The 24,211-nt window shown below is 67.4% G+C and carries 20 protein-coding genes; 9 read left to right on the top strand and 11 right to left on the bottom strand.

Annotated elements, in window-relative coordinates; translation table 11 throughout:
* On the bottom strand, positions 1-1,891 hold a 1,891-nt coding region (locus E4U92_RS35090; RefSeq protein WP_137304507.1), incomplete at its 3' end, for a DUF6531 domain-containing protein.
* A gap of 1,348 nt (positions 1,892-3,239) precedes the next feature.
* Here E4U92_RS35090 and E4U92_RS35085 point away from each other — a divergent pair.
* Positions 3,240-3,971, top strand: coding sequence for an RNA polymerase sigma factor (locus tag E4U92_RS35085; RefSeq protein WP_168725279.1), 732 nt, complete (start codon positions 3,240-3,242; stop codon positions 3,969-3,971).
* 11 nt (positions 3,972-3,982) lie between these two features.
* Positions 3,983-4,690, top strand: coding sequence for a hypothetical protein (locus E4U92_RS35080; protein ID WP_137304505.1), 708 nt, complete (start codon positions 3,983-3,985; stop codon positions 4,688-4,690).
* Between the two features lie 126 nt (positions 4,691-4,816).
* Here the strand turns inward: E4U92_RS35080 and E4U92_RS35075 are convergent, their stop codons facing one another.
* Positions 4,817-5,092: a hypothetical protein gene (locus E4U92_RS35075; RefSeq protein ID WP_137304504.1), complete on the bottom strand. Its 276-nt coding sequence runs from the start codon at positions 5,090-5,092 to the stop codon at positions 4,817-4,819.
* 376 nt (positions 5,093-5,468) lie between these two features.
* On the opposite strand from E4U92_RS35075, the gene E4U92_RS35070 reads away from it, so the two are divergent.
* Positions 5,469-6,563: a hypothetical protein gene (locus tag E4U92_RS35070; protein ID WP_137304503.1), complete on the top strand. Its 1,095-nt coding sequence runs from the start codon at positions 5,469-5,471 to the stop codon at positions 6,561-6,563.
* Positions 6,564-6,627: 64 nt separating this feature from the next.
* Entirely contained in the window at positions 6,628-6,960 is a 333-nt protein-coding gene (locus E4U92_RS35065; protein WP_137304502.1) for a hypothetical protein, read from the top strand.
* A gap of 179 nt (positions 6,961-7,139) precedes the next feature.
* On the opposite strand, the gene E4U92_RS35060 is transcribed toward E4U92_RS35065, so the two are convergent.
* From E4U92_RS35060 to E4U92_RS35050, 3 genes are all read right to left on the bottom strand, one after another.
* Complete coding sequence (locus E4U92_RS35060; RefSeq protein WP_137304509.1) at positions 7,140-7,451, bottom strand: replication initiation protein, RepL2; 312 nt, start codon at positions 7,449-7,451, stop codon at positions 7,140-7,142.
* The gene (locus tag E4U92_RS35055; RefSeq protein WP_137304501.1) at positions 7,451-7,903 is read right to left on the bottom strand and encodes a MarR family transcriptional regulator; all 453 of its coding nucleotides are present in this window, start codon (positions 7,901-7,903) and stop codon (positions 7,451-7,453) included. Before E4U92_RS35055 ends, E4U92_RS35060 begins: the two co-directional genes overlap by 1 nt.
* 2,450 nt (positions 7,904-10,353) lie before the next feature.
* Positions 10,354-11,202 carry a helix-turn-helix domain-containing protein gene (locus tag E4U92_RS35050; protein ID WP_229863491.1) on the bottom strand — a complete coding sequence of 283 codons (849 nt, stop codon included), beginning with the start codon at positions 11,200-11,202 and terminating at the stop codon, positions 10,354-10,356.
* A gap of 1,246 nt (positions 11,203-12,448) precedes the next feature.
* On the opposite strand from E4U92_RS35050, the gene E4U92_RS35045 reads away from it, so the two are divergent.
* Entirely contained in the window at positions 12,449-12,718 is a 270-nt protein-coding gene (locus tag E4U92_RS35045; protein ID WP_137304499.1) for a hypothetical protein, read from the top strand.
* A 79-nt stretch (positions 12,719-12,797) separates the two neighbouring features.
* Here the strand turns inward: E4U92_RS35045 and E4U92_RS35040 are convergent, their stop codons facing one another.
* Together E4U92_RS35040 and E4U92_RS35035 are read right to left on the bottom strand one after the other, a co-directional pair.
* Entirely contained in the window at positions 12,798-13,004 is a 207-nt protein-coding gene (locus E4U92_RS35040; RefSeq protein ID WP_137304498.1) for a hypothetical protein, read from the bottom strand.
* Between the two features lie 166 nt (positions 13,005-13,170).
* Complete coding sequence (locus E4U92_RS35035) at positions 13,171-14,679, bottom strand: hypothetical protein (protein ID WP_137304497.1); 1,509 nt, start codon at positions 14,677-14,679, stop codon at positions 13,171-13,173.
* 505 nt (positions 14,680-15,184) lie between these two features.
* Between E4U92_RS35035 and E4U92_RS36160 the strand changes: the two genes are divergently transcribed.
* Entirely contained in the window at positions 15,185-15,454 is a 270-nt protein-coding gene (locus E4U92_RS36160) for a hypothetical protein (RefSeq protein WP_168725278.1), read from the top strand.
* Between the two features lie 225 nt (positions 15,455-15,679).
* Here E4U92_RS36160 and E4U92_RS35025 read toward each other — a convergent pair whose 3' ends face one another.
* Positions 15,680-17,356, bottom strand: a complete 1,677-nt coding sequence (locus E4U92_RS35025; RefSeq protein ID WP_137304496.1) for a small VCP/p97-interacting protein — start codon at positions 17,354-17,356, stop codon at positions 15,680-15,682.
* 531 nt (positions 17,357-17,887) lie between these two features.
* On the opposite strand from E4U92_RS35025, the gene E4U92_RS35020 reads away from it, so the two are divergent.
* Complete coding sequence (locus E4U92_RS35020; protein ID WP_137304495.1) at positions 17,888-18,166, top strand: hypothetical protein; 279 nt, start codon at positions 17,888-17,890, stop codon at positions 18,164-18,166.
* A 423-nt stretch (positions 18,167-18,589) separates the two neighbouring features.
* Here E4U92_RS35020 and E4U92_RS35015 read toward each other — a convergent pair whose 3' ends face one another.
* The 3 genes from E4U92_RS35015 to E4U92_RS35005 all read right to left on the bottom strand — a co-directional run bounded on the left by E4U92_RS35015 (position 18,590) and on the right by E4U92_RS35005 (position 21,786).
* Positions 18,590-19,825 carry a zinc-ribbon domain-containing protein gene (locus tag E4U92_RS35015; RefSeq protein ID WP_137304494.1) on the bottom strand — a complete coding sequence of 412 codons (1,236 nt, stop codon included), beginning with the start codon at positions 19,823-19,825 and terminating at the stop codon, positions 18,590-18,592.
* Positions 19,826-20,119: 294 nt separating this feature from the next.
* Complete coding sequence (locus tag E4U92_RS35010; RefSeq protein WP_137304493.1) at positions 20,120-20,320, bottom strand: hypothetical protein; 201 nt, start codon at positions 20,318-20,320, stop codon at positions 20,120-20,122.
* 101 nt (positions 20,321-20,421) lie between these two features.
* Complete coding sequence (locus tag E4U92_RS35005; RefSeq protein ID WP_137304492.1) at positions 20,422-21,786, bottom strand: hypothetical protein; 1,365 nt, start codon at positions 21,784-21,786, stop codon at positions 20,422-20,424.
* Positions 21,787-22,678: 892 nt separating this feature from the next.
* On the opposite strand from E4U92_RS35005, the gene E4U92_RS35000 reads away from it, so the two are divergent.
* Both E4U92_RS35000 and E4U92_RS34990 read left to right on the top strand, forming a co-directional pair.
* Positions 22,679-23,776, top strand: coding sequence for a hypothetical protein (locus E4U92_RS35000; protein ID WP_137304491.1), 1,098 nt, complete (start codon positions 22,679-22,681; stop codon positions 23,774-23,776).
* Positions 23,777-24,038: 262 nt separating this feature from the next.
* On the top strand, positions 24,039-24,211 hold a 173-nt coding region (locus E4U92_RS34990; RefSeq protein ID WP_137304508.1), incomplete at its 3' end, for a transposase.

Genomic DNA, 24,211 nt, shown 5'->3' with positions numbered 1-24,211 from the left:
GCTGGAGCGGGTCGAACTCGTAGGAGACGATGCCGGTGCCGTCGGTGCGCTGGACGAGGTTGCCGTCGCCGTCGTAGCGGTATTCGACCTTGGCCGTGTTGGGTGAGGTGACGGTGCGGATGCGGTCGAGGTTGTCGTAGGTGTAGGCGACCTTGATGCCGCGGGCGTCGGTGACGCTGGTGGTGCGGCCGAGTTCGTCGTAGGTGTACGTCGTCTTGCCCAGCGGGGAGGGGGCCTTGGCCCACTCGAGATTGCCGCGGGCGTCGTAGTGGAAGTCGGTCTGGACCGTCTTCGTCGACGTCATCTTCGTCTTTTCCGCGCAGCGCTGGCCCTCGAAGCCGCCGCAGGTGGGGGTGGCGGGGTTGTAGTCGTAGGAGACGCTGCCGCCGCCGGTGCCGGTCTGGGCGACCGAGGTGGTGTTGCCGACGGTGTCGTAGGTGAAGGACGTCTTCTCGCCGTCGGCGTTGGTCGAGTCCTTCGGGACGTCGCCGCCGGCGATGGTCTGCCAGCTGTTGACCGTCTTGGGTCCCGGCTGGGTCGCCGACTGTCCGGGCCGGGTCACGGACTGCAGGTTGTTGCGGGAGTCGAAGCCGTAGTCGGTGACGTTGCCCGGGGTGGTGCCCGAGCCCATCGCGTCGGTGGCGGTGTCGATGTTGTGGTTGGCGTCGAACTTCGACGACCGCTTGTGACCGAGCGCGTCGGTCACATCGGTGACCTGTCCGTCAGCGTCGTGCTCGTACTTGGTGGAGTGCAGCTCCGGGTCCTTAGCCGTGGTCGTCCCTGCAGCCGTCGCGGACTCGGCGCTGTAGGCGTACGTCCACGTGGGGCCCGTACTGCCGGAGGCGTTGAAGCCGGTGGCGCGCAGCATGGAGGTGACGCGGTTGACGTCGTCGTAGGTGAAGACGGTGACGCGGCCCTCCGCGGTGGTGATCTTGTCGACGCGGCCGGAGGTGTCGTAGCCGAAAGCGATGGTTTTGCCTTCGGTGTCCGTGGTGGAGGCGAGGTTGCCGGACGCGTCCACGCCGTAGGTGGCGGTGCGGCCGGTGTTGTCCTTGGCCTGCCACAGGGTGGCGCTGACCTTGTTCAGGTCGATGAAGCGGCCGGAGCGGGATTCGGTGAGTTTGAAGCCGCCGCCGGTGTTCTGGGTGACGGTGATGGTGCCGTGGTTGCGGTCGGTGAGCGTCCCGCTGGAGTTGTAGGTCTCCTTCGACCCCGACTTCCACTTCGTCAGGGTGTAGGTGCCGTCGGAGTTCTTCTTCAGGTCCTGCGAGTAGCCCTTGGGAGTGGTGAGGGAGCCGTCGCTGTTCTTTTTGAAGCGGACCGTCGCGCCGGAGGCATCGTAGAAGATGACCTCGGTGCTGGAGACGGACAGGTAGCGCTCGTACTGCTGCCACCAGCGCTGCGAAACGCGGCCGAACGGAGCGTCCAGCGAGTTGTACGTCCGCGCCAGGCGCAGGTTCTGACCGACGCCGGCGATGTCGAAGTCCGTCGCCGTCAGCATCAGGTTACCGGTCGAGTAGTCAATCTTCGCGGTCAGCGCATCCGTGATGGCGAAGCTCGTGTAACGGTGCCAGGGCACGTTGCCCTGCCCTTCCGGCACCACGTTCAGCACGGACGCGTTCGCGGCTACGCCGGCCGACTTCGCCGCCTTGCCGGACGCGACGTTTTTGGCGTGCGCCCGCTGCTCACGCAGCCACGGCACGTACACCTCGTCCGTCGGATTCTTCGACGGCTCGGACTTCACCGGCCGGTTCGCTCCCACCTTCACCGCCGGCATCTCGAAGCGGGGGCTGTCCTTGCCCCACGCAGAGACGGGCTTGCCGTCGGCCGCGGCCGCAGTGGCGGCCGGCAGGACGGCCGCGGCCAGCGCTGCCGCAGTCACCGCCGCCATTGTTGCGGCCGATCCCGGTCGTTTCCGGGCACGTCGAAGCGATGTGCCGAAGGCACGCGTGTGCATGCTTCCCCCCGTAGGAAGTCAGACCCCGGCAACCCCAGCGGTCACCGGGCCCGCACACGTTGTCACAGGATTCGTACAAAGATCCGTTCGGTTCCCACTGATTCCATTCACATACGGGCCGGAATCCGCCCTTCCCCTTCAGGCGGCGAATGGGCATAAAAAGGACTAGATTCGCGGCGCCCTACCCACCGGTAGGGGAAACTGCCTCTGGTAAGCGTGGAAACGAACGGCTGAAAGCCGACTCATGACAGGGCCGCCTGCTCCAAGCCGGCTCAGCAGGGCGTCAGCACCCATTTCTCCCGCCGCGCACAAGCCGCGCTGGGTCGGCCCCCGTCGCCGCACTACACGCGGCCCCCGACTCCTGACCGTGGCACCGCAGTGTGACCCATGGGCACTGTCTGAAGTGGTCTTCCGGGTGCGTGGCGGCCCGGTGGCCGTGGTTTCTGATCCGGAGCCGGCCGCCTCGCGCAGCGGCCTCGAGCCCGGTGCAAACCGGACAACCTCACCGACTCCCGAGGCAGGGCAAGGCCGGTACGCGAGCGAGCCGTGGCTTGGTGTTGGCAGGTGAACCGCGGACGTCGATCAGCCCCTGACCGGATGGCCGGCATCGCCAGGGCCTCCTTTATGCGGGAGAGTGACACGGCGGATGACACGTCCTCGAGTGGAGGCGTGGTCGAAAGCCCGGCCCGGAAGCGGGCCAGGCGGCTCGCAGGGCTCAGTCAGCCGACTCTCCGGGGAGCGCTGAGAGTTGGGGACCGTGGTCGGGCTTGGGGGCGTGCTGGGGCTGTGCGAGCGGTCGTTCTCCGCGCTCATCGGGGTTGTCGTCGGCTCGTTTCGTCGCTCGGCGCCGCGCGGCGGAGGGGTGGGTCAAGGGGGCTCACCGTGGGTTTTTGTGCAGGTAGTGAAGAACTGGGGATGTAATCGACAGCGCAGTTTGAGTGATCTGTGTCACTACTTGCAACTGCATGTGAAATTGCACTTTCCGCAAATTTTAGTTGATGTCTGTACGGATTGACGGACTGCCAGGTCGTGCGCGGGTAGCGCTTTCGAGCGCGGGGTGGCGAACCGTGGCGTTGCACTACTGCAAATCTGCTGTGAGTGCGCCGGTCGGCGCTGGTCAAGGCCCCGCTGAAAACAGGTCGTTGGAGCGCTGCACGATCAGACGTACGAGTCCGCTTATCTGTTCTCCAGAGCAATCACGCTCAGGTGCCGCCCCGTGGCGGAACGGGGACCAGACATGGCCGGCGGCACCAGCGCAGGAGGAGGAAGGACTACCCGCTCTGTGAACTACGACGTAGGCAGCTCTGCGCTGGCCCGCGGAGCCATGGCCCGGTCGGCTGTGCCGGACAGTCATTTAGACACCCTGGTCCGCCCCCACCCCCCGTTCACCGCGCCTGAGGCCCGTCGCGGTGGCCTGGACGACGCCGAACAGGCGGTAGCTGAACTCATCGACTCCATGCCGCAGCAGTTCTGGGACTTCCATGAACGCTACGTCCGGGCCTACTACGAGTACGCCATGATCCATCTCGGCAGCGACGATGTCAGCCGCTACCTGGTGGACATGACATTCGTCTACCTCGCCATGGACTGGCGCCAGATGGCTCCCAATCCGGGCCGCTACGCCTGGTTGCTCCTGAAGGACAGGGTGGCCGCCGAGCTGGCAGAACGGGGCCGCACACCGGCCGCCCGGGAGCCACTGGCCTACGCCCGTGCCATACGTGCGGTCACCGCGCCGTTCATGGACTCCTTCCGCAACAGCTTCCGTGCCGCCCACGCACGGCCGGCCGCCGGCCACGAGGACGACGAAGAGCTGGACCTGTGGGAGCACATGGCGCGGCTCAGTGAGCGCCACTTCGATGTCCTGGTCCTGCATGCCGTGCTGGGCTTCGACACCAGGGACACGGCTTTGATCATGGGCGTCAGTCCGGCGACGGTCCGCTCGACGCGCCGAACCGCCAAGGAGCGCTTGGCGGCCGGCATGGGCTGCCGCTTAGACATCGACTCTGACGACTGAGGGAGAACGCCGTGCCTCGCACTCCGCGCACCATCAACGAGATCCTCCGCCGCGCCCGCGCCCGGGCCCGTGTGCCGAGGAGTGCGTACACGCGTGCGGATCTGGAGACGGCCCGCAAGACGGTGGCCCGGGGAGTCAAGGAGCTGCGCTGGGAGCGGGCGCTGGACGGTGCTGCAGAGCTGTCCAGGGCGGCGGTCCGGCATGAACGGGCGGCGTGCGATCTGCGCACGCTGTCCCGTGCGGTCATCCGCGACCCGCAGGCGGCCGGCCGGGTCGCCGCCTTCGACGATTGCCGTGAGCCTGAGGGTGCGCTGGCTTTCGCATGTCTGCTGTACGTCGCTGAGCCGGACAGCGGCGCCCAGTTCTGGTGGGAGTACGCGGCCGGAGCGGGCAGTGTCACCGCCGCACTGTGCCTGTATCTGCTGCACCTGAGCCGCGGCGAACTGCGGGACGCCAGGCACTGGGCCGGCCAGATCGGCGATCTGAACGAACTGCGCTGGGACGGATATATGCCGGTCGATCACCGCGCGGAACGGGTGGACGCGGACCCGCTGCTGAGCACGGCCGTCCTTTACGTCCTGCCGCCGGGGCGCGCCGTGCCTGAGGAGGCGGTGAGGGATGCCGTGAGCCGGCTGGTAGCGACGGACAGCGTGGTGGGTCCTGTGCCGAGGCCCACCGCTGAACTCGCCCTCCAGTGGCCCGATGTGGCGCCGGCCTGACGGGCCGGAGCGGGTGTATGCGGAGCCGAGGTCCCCAGGGGACCCCGGCTCGAGAGGGACCAGCAGATGGAACAGTTATGGAGCGTGGGATGCGCACATCGCCTGCAAAACCCAGTAGAGGTGATGCTATGGCTGGCCTGGTGTGCCCAAGGAGGGTTCCCGCAGCGCCGTCGCCACCTGTTGCTGGGCTGAGGCGATGTAGGCATCGCTCGCTGCACGGAACTCGGCACTGGCTACCCGGTCACGCACCCAGGCCTCCATCCCTGCCCTGATGACGGCGTTGGCGCTGGTGGACTCAACGGCTGCGATGGCTTGAATGCGGTCCAGGAGGTGGCGGGGGAAACGGACGGAGACCACCACCTGCTGGCCCTTCTCCTCTAGCTTCTCGTTCTTCCTGGGCATAGCTTCCCCTTCATCGGGCCGCATGCCCTGCTGGTGCCAGGGACAGGGCATGCTGCTCCCGGTTCACGGGCGCGGACGGCGGGTCTGCCGGAGCGCCCTTGGCTGACAACGCCCCACACACTAAGCCACTACAGAACTACGCGATGTATTGCGCGTCACATTTCCATCACGCACATAGGTTCTGAGTCACCATCAGTCAGACCATGGCGTGAGGTTCAACACTGCATGACTTCTTCAATGTCGATTCGTTGATGTAGTTCCAGATGGGATCCTCCTTCTGAACTACAGGACTACATCAAGTAGAGTGCGCGACGCAGTGAGATCACATGAGTACGCACCGCTACATCGGCGTGCGTATCCCGGACAAGGAGTTCGCGTGTACTTCCCCTTCCACGGCGACGGACTGCTGGCCCCCCTCGGCGCGGACGGCATAACCGCCCGTGCCGCGCACGCTGCGCTCGTCGAACTCGACGCGCTGGGACGGGAAACCGCCCGAGGCCTGGACCTCACACAGGAACTGCCCGAGACCGACCTACACAAGGTCCTCGACCTGAGCACCCTCTGGCAGCCCGCCCGAAAGCGACCGCCTTCGGGCGTTCCCGGCCAGGCCGAGCACTGGGACGACAAGGCGAACAAGGCCCGGCGCCGCCTCACCCAGGCCGTCGAGAAGAACCTGCACGAGGTCTCGAACACCTCCGGCAAGCCGGTGACCGTCCTGGGCGCCGACGACTGCCTGGACAAGCGCGCCGAGGCCTTCCGCGCCTGCATCGCCCAGGACGAGCCCGTCGTCTCCGTCTCAGCCAGCGGCTGCCTGCGCCGCTGGCTCTCCGCCAACGACAGCAGCGCCACGTCGCTGTCGATCCTCACCTTCATCCCCGGCCGCCCCCTCTATGCCGCCGTGGTCACCCCGGGGACCGCCCTGCTGTCGGACTGCTCTGGCTCCTGGCGTCTGACCCTCGCCGACGGCTGGACGGCCATGACCGGTGAACCTCTGGTCGCCGACCCTGACCCCAGTTACATCGTCCTGCCCAGTGATCTGGAACCCCTCGGGCCCGCCCTGCGCCGGCACTACCAAGAACTGATCTTCTCCCGCGATACCAGCTCCGTCATCGCCCAGGCCGTCCTCGGCGGCGCCGTGCCCGTCGCCGTCCACTTCACCGAGCACGTCCTCAACTCCGCGATCTTCCCCGTCGCCGTCGGTCACGGCATGGTCGTCCGGGTCGACAGCGGCAAGCTCATCGAAAAGCCGTGGGACGCCAGCCGCCACCTCTACAAAGCCCTCACCGGCGAGATCCCCTTCGGCGACGAGCACGTCATCGCCCGCGACCTGTGGGCCATCAAACGCGCCACCCGCATCCTCGCCCTCGAACGCGACCTCGCCGCACAGGCCCACCCGCTCGACGCACCCTTCGACATCCCCTACGAGGACGAGCTCTACGGCTTCAGCGACTTCGACGATGACGACGACTGACCCTCACCCCAGCGCCCCACCTGAACCATCCACAGACATCGCCCGCCTCCCCAAGGACAGCGCCGTGAGCGATCACCTCAGCCTCGTCACCGACGATGCCGCCCCCGCCACCGGATGGCGCTTCAGCATCATCCCGCCCAAAGACGTGCGGACCATCTGGTACCACCGTGCAAAAACCATCCGCCGCCCCACCGGCAGCCTCGCCCTGCCCGCCATAGCCACCACCGCCACCCTGCACTTCACCCACACCCTCCACCACAACGACAGCCTCATGGCCCTCGCCCTCACCACCCTCACCGTCACCTACGACGCAGTCATCACCCTGTGCCGAACCTGGCAAAAGACCGCCGCCCAACGGCACCACTGCACACACAACCACCACCACAAGGCGGCGTGACCTGCGGCGGGCACGCCCCGCCGCCCCAGTTGTTTACCCGTGCTCCGACCTCCGCGTCGGAGTACCACTCGTCCACCTCAGCACAGCGGCACCTCACGGCGTTGCCGTGAGGTGCAGAAGGACGTCCTGCAAAGCGTCCCTCATTGACGTGACGTACATGAGGAGCGGTGCGCAGCACGTCAGGTGGCTCGCCGGAGCGGGACGACGACGCTTTCGCCCATGCGCTTGGGGTCGAGCCGGTAGTACCGGATGTGCCCGATCCTTTCGGTTTCCTCCAGCCAGCCGGCTTCGATGACCTGCTTGCGGGTGCGGGAAAAGACGGGAGGAGCCATCCCTACCAGCTTCGCCAGGTTGGCGGCGGTCTCCAGAACGGCGCCAGACCGGTCGGTGGGGTGGAGCGCATAGAGCATGACGACAAGTCGCTGGTTAGCGGTCATGCCGACTGTCTTCTCAAGCAGATCGAGGTTCTTCTGCTTGTCGTCGCTGCTGATCACTGGGCCTCCCACCGTGCAGGAACGTTGTCGTCGAATCCGGGGATGTCCGGCGGGTTGCACGTCTTCACCGCTTCACGCTGTTCGATCCCAGTGCCGTGAAAAGCGATGTAGGGGCTGATCCGGTAGAAGTTGTAGTTGCCGACACGTCCTCGAACGATCAGGATGCGGTGCTTCGCCAGCTTCCTGTTGATCTTGCCCACTGCGTCAGTGGACATGCCCACGCGCTTGGCGATGTCCGCGCCGGTAGCACGCAGTGGTTCCATCCCCTCAGGGGAGACTCCGATCCACCACAGCACGAGGAACTTCTGACTGGGCGTGAACGCTTTCGACTCGGTGATCGCCTCGACGCGCGCCTTGTCGACCTGCGTATGCCTGCCGGAGAAGGCGTACGGCGCATAAGGGACCGGCTCGCCCGTGTCAGCGTCGACCAGCCTGCGTACTGCTCCCAACGGGCCCTCCGAGCAAGGGGGGTGACTAGCAATTGATGGAGGACGGCTCTGAGGCCGACCTGATGAACTTAACGTACATGAGCAGGAAGTCAATCAACTCAGCCTGGCGGCCGTGTCGCCTGCCGCCTTGCTCAGGACATGCACCAATGCGGCGCAGCTCTGCTGATGCTGCCTCATGTACCTCACGTCAATGTGGTGCTGTTCCCAAAACCAGGACTCAGATCCTGCAGTCGTGGTGACGGTTCTCTCTACCGTGGTCCCCGCTCCCTGGAACGTGGTGCACGACAGCCAAGACTGCCTTGCAGGTTCAGAAGGCCGGGTAGGCAGTTCTCCTGGTCGCCCTCCACGGTTCCCGGATCTGCCTCACAGTGCAGGCGATCGTGGTCATTGCATGTGTTTCTGCAGGTCAGACACACTTTGAGGGCTGTGCTCTCTTACACTGGGTAAGCACCCGCACCGTCCGAAGTCCCCCACTCCCCTAACATTCACCAGGGTGACCGCCCCGGAAGCCAGGTCCACGCTCCCCCTCCCCCGTCTACTGCCATGGACCACGCACCCTGCCCCAGGCCACAGCGGCTCTGGTACAGCGTCTGCCGACTCCGAAGCAACAGTGGTGCGGTGGATGGCACGACACCCGCGCCGAAGTACGACCCGCCGCTTTCCGGCGCGCAGCACCTGTACCACGACGAAGCGGATTCGCGCCGGGAAGTGGCGGGGCAGCGGGGTCCAGGGGCCGGCGAAGGCCCCTGGTACCACGCTGCCCAGCCACTGGAGGACGTGCTCCCGGGAAGCAGGCCCTCAACGACCTACGTGTCCTACGACCTTGGGAGGGGTGGCCCGCACCCGAGGTGCCGTCTGTACCAGCAGAAGAGGTCTGGGCGAGGGCGAACAAACGGCTACTGGTGTATTGAGTCCGCAACGGTGGCCGAGGGCATCGCGGGGGCGCGAGTCTAGGGAACGAGAGAGAGCGACTGAAGCGACCGACGCCGGAACATACGGATGAGTCCGCTTGGACAACGGACAGGTCTCTGGCAGCGTGAAGCAGCGGCGGCTGGTGCCGGCCTCCGACCCTGACCCGGACCACGTCGAGAACGCCCCCGCCCCTGAGGTCCGGCCCACCCTCCGGCTAGCCGGCTGAACCACCGCCGCACCCTCGCACCATCACGGCGCCCCCAATCGGGAGGGCGCCGTCGGGACTCCCGGCCGAAATCAGAGCGCGCCGGTAGCACCGGACGCCGGATTGTTTTGGAGCAGCAGCTGGTCCTTGCCGCAGGCCCTCGCCTCACGCATGCAGTCAGCCCGCTAGCTCCAGAGGTGATCCCCTGGTCATCTCTTTCCAGGGCGCCGGAACGATCCAGGCCCAGCTGAGCCGGCTAGAAGCGGCGGACAGCGCGGTGGGTCCTGTGCTGCGGCCTACTGCTGACCTCGTCAGCACTGCTCCATATGGCGCGTGCCACGCTGGTCAGCACGTACATTCAGGCCTCAGACGCGAGAACAAGACGCTGCCGCGCCCGCGTCTGGGCGCTCTCACGGGCCTGCGCCGTGCCAAGCAGGAACGGGGATCCTTCGTCAGTTGTCCGCATGCGGCGCTGCCGCTGGGTTCGCGCCAGCGCCGCAATGCGGTAGTGGTCCGGTGGAGCGTATGGTCGGGCGCGCTGTGGACATGGCCCCAACCCGAGGCGCGGCCACTGCTTTGCCCTCGTCACCGCATCAGACAGTGATGGTGATGCAGGCGATCGAACGGTCTGACGTCCCCGGCCACGTGTATGCCCCGCATATGCCGGAATTCGTCTTGATCCACTGGTTGATGGGCCACGTCACGTACGTGCCGTTTCCTGACCGGTACCAGGCGACGCCAGAGGGTCCGTTCCCGGCCCAGGCTTCCAACAGGCTGGATGATGCGCCCCTAGGAGCCTGGACGGTGATCTGGCTTACCCACTGGGTGTGGTTGCTGGAGTTCTTGGTGCCAGTGTCGACCCAGATGCAGGTTCCAGGCATGGTGGTTCCGCCTTGCGCGCATCCGTTGACCGTTGCTGCGGACGCAGTACTCGCGCCGCTCAGCACCGTCACGGTAGCGAATGCCATAGCGAGCGCTGCCATGGTGCCGGCACGAGGCCTTCGGTGGTTGGGCATACTCATGGACGATCTCCCTCTGACGACTGGGATGCGGAGCGTCTTCTCACAGAACTTGCCGGAGCAACTGCGCTGCCCGGTGGTCGCGGGCTCCGCAGTGGCGCAGGCGCAGCTTGGTAGAAACGGAGTCAGTGAGCGCTTGGGGCTGCTCTCTTCTCCTGTCCGCAAGGGTTTGTACTGGACAGGTTCAGCAAGACATCTGGGGCGATCTCCGTACAGAGTTGTCCGGGACTCTGGGTTTTCCGCGGACAATCTCTCAGCGGAGGGATTCGTTGTCCGTGCTGGTGGTGGCCGTTCTGCGGTGTTGCGTGAGCCTGCTAGCGACAGCGGTTCAGTCCCATGCCGCCGCGGTAGGGCGGGGCGATGTAGACCTCGCAGATGTAGCCGGTGCGCCCGTCCTTCCACTTCGCCAAGTACCAGCGGTCGGAGGAGACAGCTTCAGGGTTGTGGTTGATCCCGGCGGAAGTGATGTCAGCGTTGGTCAGTGTCTCTCCGCGGGTCCAGCAAGTAGCCACGAGTTTGGCGCCGCTTGTCATCGTGGTGTCAGCGAGCATGCAGTGGCGGATCCGGCAGCGGCTGACAGTCTTGGTAGAGAGGTATGCGGGGGTGCTGTCTTCGGTCAGGGTCGAAGGCCCTATGGCGACTTTGTTCTGCACGACCACGAGCGCGAAGGCTGGTGCGCCGTCGTGGGGTGCCGGGGAGTGAGGGGATAGCACTGCGGTGAGCCCTCCGCCGGCCACGACCAGAACAGCGGTCGGGACCGCCCAGCGCAGATGACGATGGCGGGTCAGCCGGGCATGGAGTCTGAGCTTGTGAGGGGTAGGCGGCGAGGAGGTCGTCTGCTTGGCCTGCTCCGTCGCGGCGTCCGGCGGCGTGAGGTCGAGGGGTGCGGCGGCCATTGGCTCGAGCTGTGCAAGGTGCGGTGGAATCAGAGCACCAGCCGCTACCTTCGTCCCTTCCGCCTCCATCCTCCTGAGCTGGTTCCAATAGTGCTGCCAGGCGTCAGTGTCGCCGCCGCACGCTGACACGAAGGCCAACGTGGCAGGCAATGTCGCCAGCCGCTGTCCGGACGCCGCTTCCTGTAACGCGCTGATGGAATAGTTGCATCGTGATGCCATCTGAGCGTATGTCAGGCCGCATGCGCTGCGCAGGTCACGTAGCGCCACGGCCAGTTCCCGACGAGGTGTGCCGTCTCGGTGCAGGTGGTTCTCAGGGCGTGCCACAAATCCCCCCCATTGAAGCGACCAAGCTGTCAAAGAGATCGGCACTTTAGCTGAGAAAGTCATAGGGGGAGCAACAACCGCAACCTCATCAATTTGGCCATATTGCACAAGCTGGGTCGCAGCCCCGGTTTACGGCACCGCCTGGGCGCAGATCAGTTGCCCGGTGCGCGCGGCGGGCCTGGTAGGCGGAGGCTGACCTGACCGACCCGAATGATCACACGTACATGCCGCTGCAACAGGTGACACCGTTATGCCTGACTGGCTGAAGCCGGAGACCATCGGCGACGTCATCACTCGGCTCGGCAAGTGGGTCGAGCTGGGCTTCCGCCCCACAGGGCACTCGCCGCGCCGGAGGGCTGGCCACAAGCCCTCAGCGCGCCGGCAACGATCGCAAGGCCATCGCCAAGCAGAGTCTCGACCGGGCAGTGGCCTGTTTCAGTCGGAGCTGCTGCCTGTGGACTTCAACGACGAGGCATTTCGCCGAGTATGCCGCGGAGAGTCGCTCCGGAAGCCCTGTGAGCAAGGACCCCGAGTCATCCTCGGCGATCGGAAGTCCATGTGCTGCCACCTTCAGCACCAGGCCAGAGGCCCGGATCCACGCAGGATCGGCCGTGCTCCCCAGCTCCCGCACTGATACCCGCGCAAGATCACCTCCACTTGCGGCTGGTGACAGCGTTCTTACCGGCACCCTCGCTCCCGCAGCGTGTCCGGCTCTCCGTGTTTCGTAGATCAGATCCGCACGGACTGCGATGTCCGCTAGCCTTCAGTTGGGCCTCTCCCCAAGCTTCGCCTGCCCAACCCCGCAGGGGGTGCATCTCGCCTCGGTGTTCCGAGGCGGAGCCGCCCCCGAAAGGGACGGGCGGGACGCTTTGGAGAAGGGAACCCCTTTGATGAATCACCAGAAGGTCCGTGCCCACGTCCTGCGTGGCCTCGGACAGGTCGTCAGCAAGGTGGCAGTGGCTGTACTCGCCCAGATCATCTGCGCAATGATCGGCTTGTGAAACCAGGGGGAGACGGTCAAGTGCCGTCCCGGGAGTACACCGGGGCGGCACGTCCTCTCTCCGTCGCCCTCGCGTTCAGTCGACGTCGTCCCGTTCGCGGTGAAGTCCGCCCGGCCCGTACGCCTTCGACTGATGCCCGGTGGCATTCCCACCGGCAAGGGCGAGGGCGTAGCGCCGGTTTCCGTCCGATGTTACTCGCGCCTCCCGAGATCGCCCTGCACCTGGGGGCCGCTGGGATCGGGTGCGCGGGCGAGCACCGGAACATCGACCGGCTGATAGAGGTTTTCGCAGCCCCGGCCGCCCATGCCGTCGCCATCGACGCCTCGGTGTCGGCCGCGCAGTTCGACGCTCTGCCCGTAAGGACGGTGGCTGAGGCGGCGACCGGCAAACGGGACCTCAAGCTACTCGCTGGGCTCCCGGACAGGTTCGCCGATGCTCGCGATGAACAGTCCGTCTAGCTCCTCCGCCTGTCCGCCTACGAAGGCGGTCAGGCCAGCCGCCGGCTCTTCCAGCTGAGCAGAGAAGTACGTCACTCGTTCATCCCCTTACGGCAGGGAGATCGTCGACGCCCTGCTTCGCGTACCAGCCGCGGCACCAGCGCAGGATCTCGGGACGGCTGAGCCGCCACTCCGAGCAGCACTGGACCAGCACATCGGAGGCGAAGTCGACGCTCGGCGCCTGCAGGACCGGGTCGGCGGGCCGGGCGGGGGGCCGGACCCGCTGCATCCCCAGTTCAATCCGCATAGGGCCTACGCGTCCCTCGGGGCGAGCTGGTACAGGACGAGGTCGTCGGCCTGCCGCTCGGTGGGCCCCAGCTTCCTCTTCTCCACCAGGATCTGCACAGCAATTCATCATCGTTGACCTGCTGCACACCGTGGTAGATGCGGTCCTGCTCCGTCATGGTGTCCTCTCAGCGTTTACGGGGCGGGGTCATGCGGGCGTGGAGCAGAGAGGCTCGGGTGAGTTCGGCGCCCTGCTTATGGTCCTCGTTGAATAGGGCGGTCAGGCCCTTGGGGGCGTCCCAGTGCTTGTGCAGGTCAACGGTGGCGCCGAGGTCGTCCAACAGCTGGTGGACGACGGCTGCGGCTTCGCTGGGACGGTCGCCCCACCCGTCTCCCCACCATAGGTGCTCGGCTGGCGTGCACGGCGCGGGGTGGACGTGGCCGTCGCTGGTGAGCACCCACAAGGTGTGGTGCAGGACGACGGAGGCGAGTTCCGCGCCGCCGGCTGGGAGGGACAGCGGTGCGTAGAACCGCCACACCTGCTTGCCGCCGGCGTCGGGGGTGCGCAGGACGGGCATGTCGGTGAGCGGGTCGATGAAGAACGCCTCCGGCTTGGTGTCCTGGGCGAGGACTGCGTGGGCGGCGGTCGGGTCGCACATCGTCAGCCGGTGGGTCCACCGGTCGCTGATGGTGCCTTGCTGGACGGGGATCTCGGTGACGGCCCCGAACGGCAACAGGTCCGGCTCGCGGCCGACGGCGACCTCAAGCGCGGCGACCGCGTCGGGGTGGGTGTGCAGGGCGAGACGGCGCCAGCCGGCCTGGAGGGCCTCGCGGTCCCCGTCGCAGGGCAGCGGATGGTGGCTGGTGTCGGGAACGGCGCCGGAGACGACCTGGTTCGGAGTGTCGCCGTACCCCTCTTTGCAGAAGATCCCGATCTCGTGGTTCGTGTTGTCGATCCGGTTGTTGCGGATGCTGTTGGCCATGTCCGTCGCAGCCACCCGCGAGGTGACGTCGAAGACTTCGTTGGCCGCGGCCCGGCGCAGGATCCTCTCGTTGTCGTTCGGCGGGACCTCCACCACCGCCGCCTGGGCGCCGGGCTTCCATTTCCGGATCAGATGCGGAAGGCGCAGCAGGTCGGGCCACCAGGGCATCGCCTGGCCGACGTAGGCGGCAACGTCGTCCCATCCGGCCTCGTACTCGATGCCCGGGTGCGCGGTGTCGGCGGCCACCAGTGCCGGCCCGCCGAAGCCCATGTCCCCGTACAGCGCGCACACGGTGGTGACGCCGTCCTTGTTGCCGTTGCTGGCGATGGCGGAAGCGACGTCGGTCGCGGTCTTGGAGTCGTCGCAGTGCACGAGGCGGATTACGCCGATGTCGGTGTGCCAGTCCAGGGCCGGCCCTCGCAGGGTGTCCCGGTATCCGAGCCAGCGGCCCGAAGCCGGGTTCTCGGGCGCGGGGCGCAGCAGAACGGCGCCGCGGTGGGCGAACTCCACCGTCCGGGCCGCCCAGGAGTAGACCTTGGTGGCGTCCCATGCCTCCTCGGACTCCTGGCGGCCCCGGTTGAACGGGCTGTACGGCCTCTCGTCCGGCTTGGGGAACTTGTCGTACTTCCGCGTCAGCCGCCACATCCCGAACGTCGTCACGCCCAGCAGGTGCTGTACTTCAACCTTGGTCAAATAGGTGTGGCTCACGCCCATACCGCTGCTCCTCACCGTCCCGGGGCCGGTGCGCCCCCGGGCCAGAGCATCGAACAAACCAGCAGGTCGTCGCAGGCAAGACTGTGGCTGTGCCCGGTTCCGCACACGCATTGGCCGAGAAGGTGCTGTTGCGCGGCAGGGCAGGAAGGGGTGGCGTGCGCGAGGCCAGGCTCCCGGTAATGCTCCGGGCCACTGGCCTCACGTCCTCCGGCAGCCCACGGCCGCCGACGTCCTCGCCCAGGCTACTGCGCCCAGCTCAGCAGGCGCGGCTGGAAGAAGTAGCCGGTCTTCTTCGCGGCGGTGATGGCCGCGGCGGCCGGGCTGCTACCTCGTCGGCCAGCTGGCAGCCGTACGCCCAGTCGCCGCCCTTGACCATGTCGCCATTTCCGGGGAATCGGGCCAGCGCGTATCTGTGGCTCCGCGGCCGTGTCCCTTCCGGGGTGGCGCCTCAGCTTGTTGACCTCAAGGTATGGCAATCAGCCGGGATGGTCGTCCAAGGTGGGCGATGAGCGCGCTCCGACCCGGTGACATCACCGACGACATGATCCAGGCCATGCACACAGCCAGGCGTCAGGGACTGCAGAAAGACCTCCGGACCCTCGCGGCCAACATCCGGGCCGATGCTGAAGGCCGGTACGACAGCGCGGACCCGGGGTGGCAGGCCGGTGTCGAGTGGGTGCTGCTGTGGATCGAGAACACTGCCAGCCAACTGACAGAGAGCGCGCCAGGCGCCGCGGCCAACGGGCAGGGTCAGAGCGGGTCGCCGGAGCAGTAGAAGCCGCACACCACAGCGGGACCGCGGCCGCCGTCCCAGCCTCCCTCGCCGCGCGCTCCGCACAGACCCGGCGCAGGGCGACGGCACGAGAGGCGTCTGCCTGACGGCGGCGCTCGGTGCGGGCCTGCTCCATGGGAGCCGGCTGGCCATCTACCGCTTGCTCTGGCTCCGGGAGCGCTCGGCGGCTGAGCGCTCGCATCGCTCCCCTCTCCCCTTCGAGTTCTCCTACTGCCAGCGGAGCCGCGCACAGTCTGCGGCCGCGTGTGCCAGCAGTTCGGTGTCGTCGTGGGGCACGGGACGATGGAGAAGGGTGGCGAGGTCGCGGTATAGGTTCAGTGCTTCCGGTGTGCCCGTCGCGGCGAGGATGGCTGACCACAGGGGAGCATCAGGCTTGGTCTTCTTCTCCACGGCTTGCAGAACGCTGAGCCGGTCCTCGTAGCTGAGACGGGTCAAGTCACGCTGGCCGGTACGCTCTCGTATCTCCAGCCACGTGGTGACGCGCCTTTCGCGGGCTGCCTTCTTCAACGCGCCCAATACGAAGGGGGCCAGGTAGGCGATCTTCTCGGCGCGCTCCTTCTCCGCCTGCAGCGCTGCGGCCTGCCGTCGGGCTTCCTCCCGCTCGGCGCGTTCACGGCGCTCCGCTTCCTCCCGCTCGCGGGCCGCCTCGTGCTGCTCCCGCAGTGCATGCTGCTCCGCTTGCTCTTGCTCGCGGGCCAGCGTGCGCTGCTCCCGCCACGCGCGTTGTTCCGCCTCCCGCTGACGGCGTTGTGCAGCGCTCTGCTCCTGTCGCTGGCGGCGCCGGACGGCCTGTTCTGCATTGATTTTTTCGCGAGCGACGCGATGCATTTCGCGCTCAGCCGATGACACGTTCACGTCGTTCATCAGCATGGAAACCCGGGTCAACAGTGCATCGGTGGGCGTCTGCTGCAGCTGTTGCAGCAGCGACTGACGCTCCTGAGTGCGCTGGTCCAGTCCCGCTTGACCGCGCTTGAGGGCCAGCCGGAGGCGGGCGACGTTCTCGGGGAGGTGGTCCTTTTCAAGGAGCCGCTTGATGGCGCCCACTCGGGTGTAGAGAAGCTCGGGCTGCTCGCGCAGGGCCCGGTCGAGGTGCATCACGGCGAGCTTGACAGCGTCGTCCTGACGCGAAGAGCTGGCCCTGATCGGTTGCGAGGCGATGTCGATAATGGTGCCCCGGGCGGGGGCGGGCGGTTGCTGCGGACGCGGATCCTCGGTCAAGGGTGCGCGTACCGCATCGGGCCGGGTCGTGGTGTTCAGGCCTCTGGGCGTCAGCGTGACGCTTTCAAGGCTGTCCCAGGTGGTGCCCTGGCCTGGGTGTTCGGTGCCGAACCGCATGACACGGCCGCCGCCGGGCCGGTCCTCGAAACGGAGCCGTTGCACATAGCCGCGCTCGCTGAGGATGCTTACCGGCACCAGGACGCCCGGCCCAAGGATGATCTCCCAGGAGTCGCCGTTCCAGTCCGCGGGCTGATTGCGGTCAAGGTGGACCAAGAGGGTGCGCCCGTCCTCGAGGTGGACGAGCAGCGCGGAGCCGAGTGGCTCAGGGTAGGTGAACTGGGCTGTCAGACCTTGAGTGCGGAGCCAGGCCGCGAGGTGGGCCTTGGCGTACAGATGGTCGGCGCTGTCCTTGCCGCGTGCGGTCCGCGTGCACCGCACAGATTCGTCGCTGGTGCCGTAATGGGCGAAGTGGCAGATTCTGTCTGTGCATCGGCGGGTGGTGAGCCGTCGGCCGCAGCCGCCTTCGAACATCGTGCCGCACCAGATGGTGACATCGGCGTGCTCGAGGCGGAATGCGTCCAGTTCATCCGGCGTCTCCGGGCAGAGAGCCGGATCGTCAGAATCTGGACTGCCGAACACCGCGGTGCGAATCAAGCGCCTGTCCACAGCACCTCCTGGGAACGACGTTCAGGTAATACGCTCTCATTGTGTAGGACGGCACTGACAAACAACTTTGCGTACGTTGTGGACAGTTGCGGCTGACCGCCTTTATGCGTCGATCGGTACGTCCGGTGTGCAGTTTGTGCGGTGCGGTTCCTGTCCAGCGTCCCGAGCTGTACTGAGGCGGCGGCCGCCGCGGTCTTTATGGGTGCGGACGCCAGGACGCAGGGCTCGGACATTTACGTCCTGCACCCTCTCCATTGGCTGCCGTGATCAGTTTGGGGCGCTCTAGTGCAGCTTCGAGCCGGCGCTCGGGGCGTCGGGACGACGTCCAGGCGGCCGGTCTCCGCTCGGACTCCCCCGTTCTTCCGTGCCGCCTCCCGGGCCGCCACCAGGGCTTGGCGTGCGAGGACAACGCTGCTGAGTTGCTGCTGTTCCTGAGCTCCGCGCTGCACCCGCTCGAACACCAGCGTTCGGCACCCGCGTGCCCTGCCCAGCGATAACGATGAGCGTATGACGTCACTCCAAGACCCCGTCATGGACCTGATACGCGCATCCTTCGAACCGGCCGCGAAGACGGCGCGCATACGTACGGAGTCGCCGGTGTGCCAGGTGGTCATTCGGGCAGCTGAAGCCGACCTGGCTGCGGGCGGCGCCCACAACGTCAACATGCTCGCGGCCGGCGTCGGGGTGGCTGCGGCCGGACTGACCGCCTGGCTGGCCCAGGAACGTAACGTTGACGCGGCCGTCATCATTGCCGACTTCGGGTGCGCGTTCGGCCCGGGCCCGCCAGAGGGTAGCCGCTTCGGTAGCTGAGGGCTGGCGGCGGCGCCACCGGGTCCGGGCAGCTTCGATAGCGCCACACAGGCCACGAAGGCCACGCATACACAGACGGTCTGGGGGCACCAGCACATCAACAGCTCGGCCCCCCTCCGAGCCACCGGCCCCGCACCCATCCCCCCGGGTGACGGGGCCGCCTCCTTCTCACCACCCCTCCGGGCGCATCGAGGGCTGCCCGTCGACGTGCGCGCCGAAAAGGTTCTGGGGCGGCGTGGTCAACGAGCTGCTGTCCGGCGCTCGAGTCATCGACCGCCGGCGCCAGCGGTCGATTATCTTTTCGAGGTATTAATGTGATCAAAGCGACCCTGCAGCAGGTCAGGTACCAGATCGCTTCCGAGGGCGTCCTGCCGCGCACGCCGCCGATGTACCGCCGCCTGTCGTCGCATGCCCCTTCCTTGATCAGCGGGCAGGTCGTAGGCGCCAATCCTGCTTAGTCCAGGTCGTCCCGCCGCCGCTTCCCGCCTCGTAAACGCCCCGGACGGCGTCGCGAATGTCGAGGACCGTTACCCCGTCGATCCTCTCGATCCCGCCGGATCCGAAGCGGACCCACAGCGGGTGGGCGCCGGCGTCGCGGGCGAAGGCGAGCTTCTGCGCGGAGGCCGCGTTCGGGGCGGAGTCGATCTCCACGACGATGTCCGGGATGCCTGGCATCCAAATCACCACGTCGAGCCGCCCATACCGGCTCTTGCCAGCCGGCACCACGGGCACCCTCAGCTCTCGGTAGGTGCGCGTGTATGGGGCGATCGGCGCAAACACCTCGTCGTCGATCATGGACAGCACAGCCCGGGTCAGGCTGCGGGTGATCTCGGCGGTCGTGGGGGCCGGGTGGCCGTTGCCCCGGTTCTCGGCCACTGCCTGCGCGGTGCCTTGGGCCCAGTCGGCGAGGACCTCTCCCAGCAGGAACGCGATGTTATCCAGGTCGTTGGCGGGCACGGGTCGCGGGAGGCGTCCGGTGAGCTGGTGGAGCCAGCCCTCGGCCCAGTGCGCCTGGTCGACCAGCCGCAGCACGCCCTCGGCCGCCGCTGCGCGGCCGGCGGTCTCCTTCGTCGGCAGCAGTGTCGCGGCGGCGGCAGTCACCCTTGCGAGCACCCGGTCAGGTTCACCGTCCTTTCCCATGATCTCCTCGGCGGCGATGGCGCCTTGGAGGTACTTGGCTGCCCACCACCGCCACTCGGTCAGCAGCGGCGCCGGGACGTCGGCGGCGACGGGTACGGCGTCCAGCAGCTCGGCCGCGCGGCCGGCGGCGGCTTTCGCCGCGGCGGACAGCTCCGCCTTCAGACGCTTTTCGTTGGCCTGCCACCACGCCTGCTGGCACTTCCAGCAACGCCCCCGCTTCTTCGCCACAGCCTCGGGCGTAACCATCGCGGTGTGGCCGCACCCGGGGTAGGTGTAGGAGACGCGGTAGCCGACGCACTCGCGGCAGGCCGCGACGTCGCCGTTCTTCCACTTCGGCATCGCGGTGCGGTTGGAGATGTTCTCCTGCCACTCGTGTCCGGCCGCGCACCGCCACCACACCGCAACCTGCATCTTCGGCGTCGCCTTCTCCGGGGTCAGCCCACCGTTGCGCTCCTGCAACCACATGGCGGCGACCTGCGGATACGCATCAGCCAGCGACACACCTAATGAACGCGCCACGCCCGTTCCCTCCCTGTCCGCGCCCACGGCCCTCCCCGGCCCGGCACCTCACCCAGTCAACGACCCAGCCGCCCGGCGGCCACGGCCAAAGACCAGCCTCACCGCTGCTCGTCGCCCTCGTCCAGACCCGCCCCGTGAGCCCACGAGTCGAGGAACCGGCCGAGGAGCGGCCACAGCACAGTGTTGCGCGCCCCATACCGGGTCGATGAGCTTCACCTGCCAGGCCGCGGCGACCTCGCGTACGGCCTGGCGGTCGCACCCGGTGGGGATCCGGCGCACCGCGCGCGGCTCCAGCTAATCCCCCATCCCGGTGTTGACGCGGGTGCCCCACAGGGTGACGTCGACCGCGCGCCGTTCCCCCCGCTCGTCGACAGACATCCGGCCGCAGGAGCAGTCAGCACGGTACTGGGCCTCGCCTGCGGCGGCGGATGCGTCCTCATCGATGACGACCTCCAGCAGGTGTCGGCCGTCGTCGATAGCGAACCGGTCAAGCACGGGGCCTCCTTGTCAGTTGTGGGTGGTGGACCCGCTGTGCGGGTCGGCAGGCCGGCAGCCGTACGGCAGCCGTACGGCCGCCGTTTGCCGACGCTCGCGCGTCAGCCGGTCTTCTCCGGGGGCAGGGCCAAGCCGAGGTACGCGTTGAGGCTGGCGCTGTCGAGCTTGCCGTCCATCGACAGGGACCGCAGCAGCGTGTCGGCGACGGCGTCGCGGGGGATCTCGAGACGGCTTTGGGCCTCGCGGACGATGTCGCCGATGGCGTACTGGCCGTATTCGGGGTGGTGGCGGATGAGCCAGTCCAGGGTCTTGGCGACGGGTGTGGTCAAGGCGTAGAAGTGCGTGCGGTCGTCGCCTTCGTCGCTGTCCCAGCCGTGCTGTTCCGCCAGTTCGTCGAGGACGGCGTGCCGGATGGTGGCGGCCAGGTGATCGGTGGGGATGATGTCATCCAGGCGCGTGGCAACATGCAGGGCGAGTTCGTCGGAGATCTCCCGCACCTCCGGTTCGTTGCGGTGGCGCAGTACCCAGCGCTTGCGGGTCTGCGGGCGGCCCCACAGCAGCGCCTGGAACTTGGCGGTGAGGCGTTCCCGCAGGTCGCTCACGCCGGCGGGGAGGGCGTCGGGGTCGGGACTGGCCACGGCGGCCGCGACGTTCTCCCGGCTGCGCTGGGTGACCCAGTCCTGGGCGACCGGGCGGGACCAGGCGCTGCGTCCGCTGACCGTGGCCTGGGGCAGGGGGACGTTGCCTTCGCCGCGGGAGGCGTACGAGCGCAGGGTGGAGGCGGCGATGCCGGCCAGGCCCGCGAACTCGGTGACGCCCAGCAGTTGGTCGGCGGCGAGTTCGGGAGCGGAGACCTGGACCACGCACTGCCCGGTCGGGAAGTCGCCTTCGCGGTCGGTGCGGTGCTTCGCCCACAGGGCGAGGTGGTCGCTCCACCGTCCGGCAAGCGCGGCATCCGGGTCGAAGGAGGTGACGTTCAGAAGGTGGCCGGCGTTCGGGTGGGCGGCGGCGTCCAGGAGCTGGTCGGCGGTGACGGTGATCGCGGCCGGGACCGGGGTGCGGACGAAGTCCTCGTCGGCCGCGTCCCAGATCTGGCCGGGCCTGTACCAGGTGGCTCCGTCCCACCAGTAGCCGCCGGCCCGGAACAGCAGCGGGCCGCCGTGCCATGCGGCGTGCAGCTCGTTGGCGTCGTCGTCGCGCACGAGCAGGACCGTCCGGCCGTGGTCGGGGTGGTAGCGCACGCACCAGGCGAACTTGTTGCGCTGGGGGTCGGTGGTGTAGGCGCGCCATCCGCCGGCGGTGCGCTCGAGGTCGTAGCGGCCCCACATGCCGTCGCCGCGCTTGCGGCCGACGGCTTCGAGTTCGCGGGGGTCGTCGAGGGGGATGTGTGAGTCGTCGACGAACGGCAGGTCGGGGACGGGGTGGTCGGTTCGCAGGCCGTTGGCCAGGGGGCGCAGCGTGTACACGAGGTGTGCTGTATCCTTTCCCGCTGTAGCGCTGTAGATATCTACAGCGTACCGCTTCGATTTCTACAGCTAACCCAAGTCGTGAGGATTGGCGAGAAGTTGCCGCATCGCGCCGGACGGCACGGCACCGGGTGGAAAGGTGCACAGCCCACGGCAGTGCTGGTCCGAGCCCTCTGGCCCGCTCCAGGCCTCCCTCGGCCGGCGCTGTGCTCTCTGGCCGGAAGACGCGCAGCCCGCCTCTAACAACCGGACTCTCCGGCGGGCCTTCCGCTCCAGCCGATCAGGTGCCGGGCGCATCGCTCACTGTGAGACCTGGGTAGCAACCAGGAGGCGTCTGCCGCGCTGGATAGGGCCATCAACGGCAACGCCCCGGTGATGCTGCTGAACGAGCACCTGGCCCTCGCCGCCGTGGCCGCCCTCCAGACCGCGGAGGCAGCGACGGACGCCCACGACGTCACCATCCTTACCGCGGTCGCTGAGCACCTGTCCCAGTGGGGGCATGACCCGCAAGGTCTCGACAAAAAGGATGTCCCCGACGTCGTTCTGTGGCGACAGGCCGTCCTCGCGAACACTGAGGTCCCCACTGCCCTGTGTCCGAGCGGGGCGGCCCCTTCTGGGTGTGAGCATGCGATGGTCCCGCCCTCCGGCCTTGGCCCCGCCCGGCACTGCCCGTTTGAGCCCGGGCGTTGACTGCTCCTTCGTACGTCGTATGCGCTACGCTGCCGCCGATGGTGCGGCATCACGCGCATGCCAGGCCATCTCAGACTCCCGGCCGGAACCGCACCCACGCGCCCGGCAAGCGGACAAGGGTCTCCGACTCGCGCGGCATCTCTCCTTGAACGTGATGACTCCTGCTGCGGCATGGGCGTGGGCATGCTGCGGAAGGACTGTCATGACGAAGGACAAGAAGCGCAAGGCCGCGATCCGCGAGACGCAGGTTCAAACCGGCCGCCGCTACACCCAGGCCGCCCGCGAGATGACTGCCGCGACCGGCCGGGAGCCAAACGGCTTCCTGCTCTCCCAGCTGCTGACCGAGTGCGCCACCGTTGCCCCGGCAGACGTCGACTGGGGCTACGACTCCGAACTCGCGCCGGAGGTGTTCCACTCCCGTCTGCTCGGCGGTGCCGTTCCTTACGGCACCGTTCTCGAACTCGCGGGCTCACTAGCGCAAGAGGGACGCTCCGCACGCCTCACGCTGGAGTCTATGAGTCCTCTGGAAGAGGCAGTCGTCGTCTGCGGCAACCGCCGCTTCCAGCTCATCCTTACGCAAGACATGGCCAGGGAGCTGTGCCAGACACCCGCCTGCCGGAACAACCAGCCCGGCTGGGCCTTCCTCCACTGTCACAGCCACCTCCCAGACTGCACGGGCGACGCTCTGGTCTCCATGGCCGAGGACTGGGCGTACAGCTTTCAGACAGACGCCGGCCGTGACGTGCACCGTCTCGAAGGCAGCGCGGAAGCAGACCTAATCATTAAAGCCGCCACCGCAAACGGCACCTATGAGCGTGTCAGCAAGGCTCTGCTCGATGCCCTCTTCGTAGCCCCCGACGCGCTCGATGACATGTTCTGGAGCGACGATGAAACACTGGCCATGCAGCACGCGATCGAACGGGAGCGTCTTCGCCTGCACAACGTGGCGCGTACCGAAACACGGCGCCTCTGGAAGGTCTTCGGCGCCTGCGTGACCTGCGCGGCCGCCTCGACGCCTACGGCTGGGACCCGAGTGTTCCCCCACGATTCTGCTCAGCGAACTGCGTTCCGCCCGCTGCCTGTCCCGTCCCGGACTCGGCCACGACCGAACGCCCGACTAATCAGCGGCCGGCAGAAGGGGCCAACCCATGACGACCTACCGGTGGGTGCCTGCCTTGCAGGCAGGCACCCACCGGCCCCTGCGTCGCAGCGGCGTCGCACAGCCTTCGGACGGCCGGCGGTGCGGACCGGGTGGAGTACGACCGGTCCTGCACCAGCACGTGCGCCTCGTCGTTTCTAGGCGAGGTCGGGATGTGAGTAGGTGATGCCAACATCACCGGCTGAGGTCGCAGCGAGGGCCACAACCTTCCATACTGCGGCGGGAACACCATCCCGCGGTCCGCTCCAAGCGTCGTCGAGGAGGTCTACGGTCAGCCCCACGGATTCACCGTCCGGCCCCTTCGCTGAGAACTTGACCTTGTCCGCTACCCACGGCTTCCCATGAGCAGAAACGAACTCCACTAAGACCGTGTCCTATGTGGCGGGTCGTCGTTGACCTCGGTATGGGGCGGGGTACGTGGAGTTGGATTGTTCCGGACGGGCTGTGGGAGATCGCGAAGCCGCTGATCCCGCCGTCGAGGGTGCGGCCGCAGGGCGGCGGAACGCAGGACACGCCTGATGAGACGCTGTTCGCGGCCATCATCTACGTGTTGGTCAGCGGTTGCGCCTGGCGCCA

The sequence above is a fragment of the Streptomyces galbus genome (genome assembly GCF_005280195.1).
In the GTDB taxonomy this organism is placed as follows: Bacteria; Actinomycetota; Actinomycetes; order Streptomycetales; family Streptomycetaceae; genus Streptomyces; species Streptomyces galbus.
The sequence above is the reverse complement of the archived record's forward strand: the minus strand, read 5'-3'. Positions and strand labels throughout refer to the sequence as shown.

Excerpts from the sequence above, each read along its gene's own strand:
- E4U92_RS36160 (WP_168725278.1), top strand. The coding sequence starts at position 15,185 with ATGAGCGCGCTCCGACCCGGTGACATCACCGACGACATGATCCAGGCC.
- E4U92_RS35075 (WP_137304504.1), bottom strand. The coding sequence starts at position 5,092 with ATGCCCAGGAAGAACGAGAAGCTAGAGGAGAAGGGCCAGCAGGTGGTG.
- E4U92_RS35020 (WP_137304495.1), top strand. The coding sequence starts at position 17,888 with ATGGACCTGATACGCGCATCCTTCGAACCGGCCGCGAAGACGGCGCGC.
- E4U92_RS35035 (WP_137304497.1), bottom strand. The coding sequence starts at position 14,679 with ATGGGCGTGAGCCACACCTATTTGACCAAGGTTGAAGTACAGCACCTG.
- E4U92_RS35040 (WP_137304498.1), bottom strand. The coding sequence starts at position 13,004 with ATGCGGATTGAACTGGGGATGCAGCGGGTCCGGCCCCCCGCCCGGCCC.
- E4U92_RS35045 (WP_137304499.1), top strand. The coding sequence starts at position 12,449 with ATGTTACTCGCGCCTCCCGAGATCGCCCTGCACCTGGGGGCCGCTGGG.
- E4U92_RS35000 (WP_137304491.1), top strand. The coding sequence starts at position 22,679 with ATGACGAAGGACAAGAAGCGCAAGGCCGCGATCCGCGAGACGCAGGTT.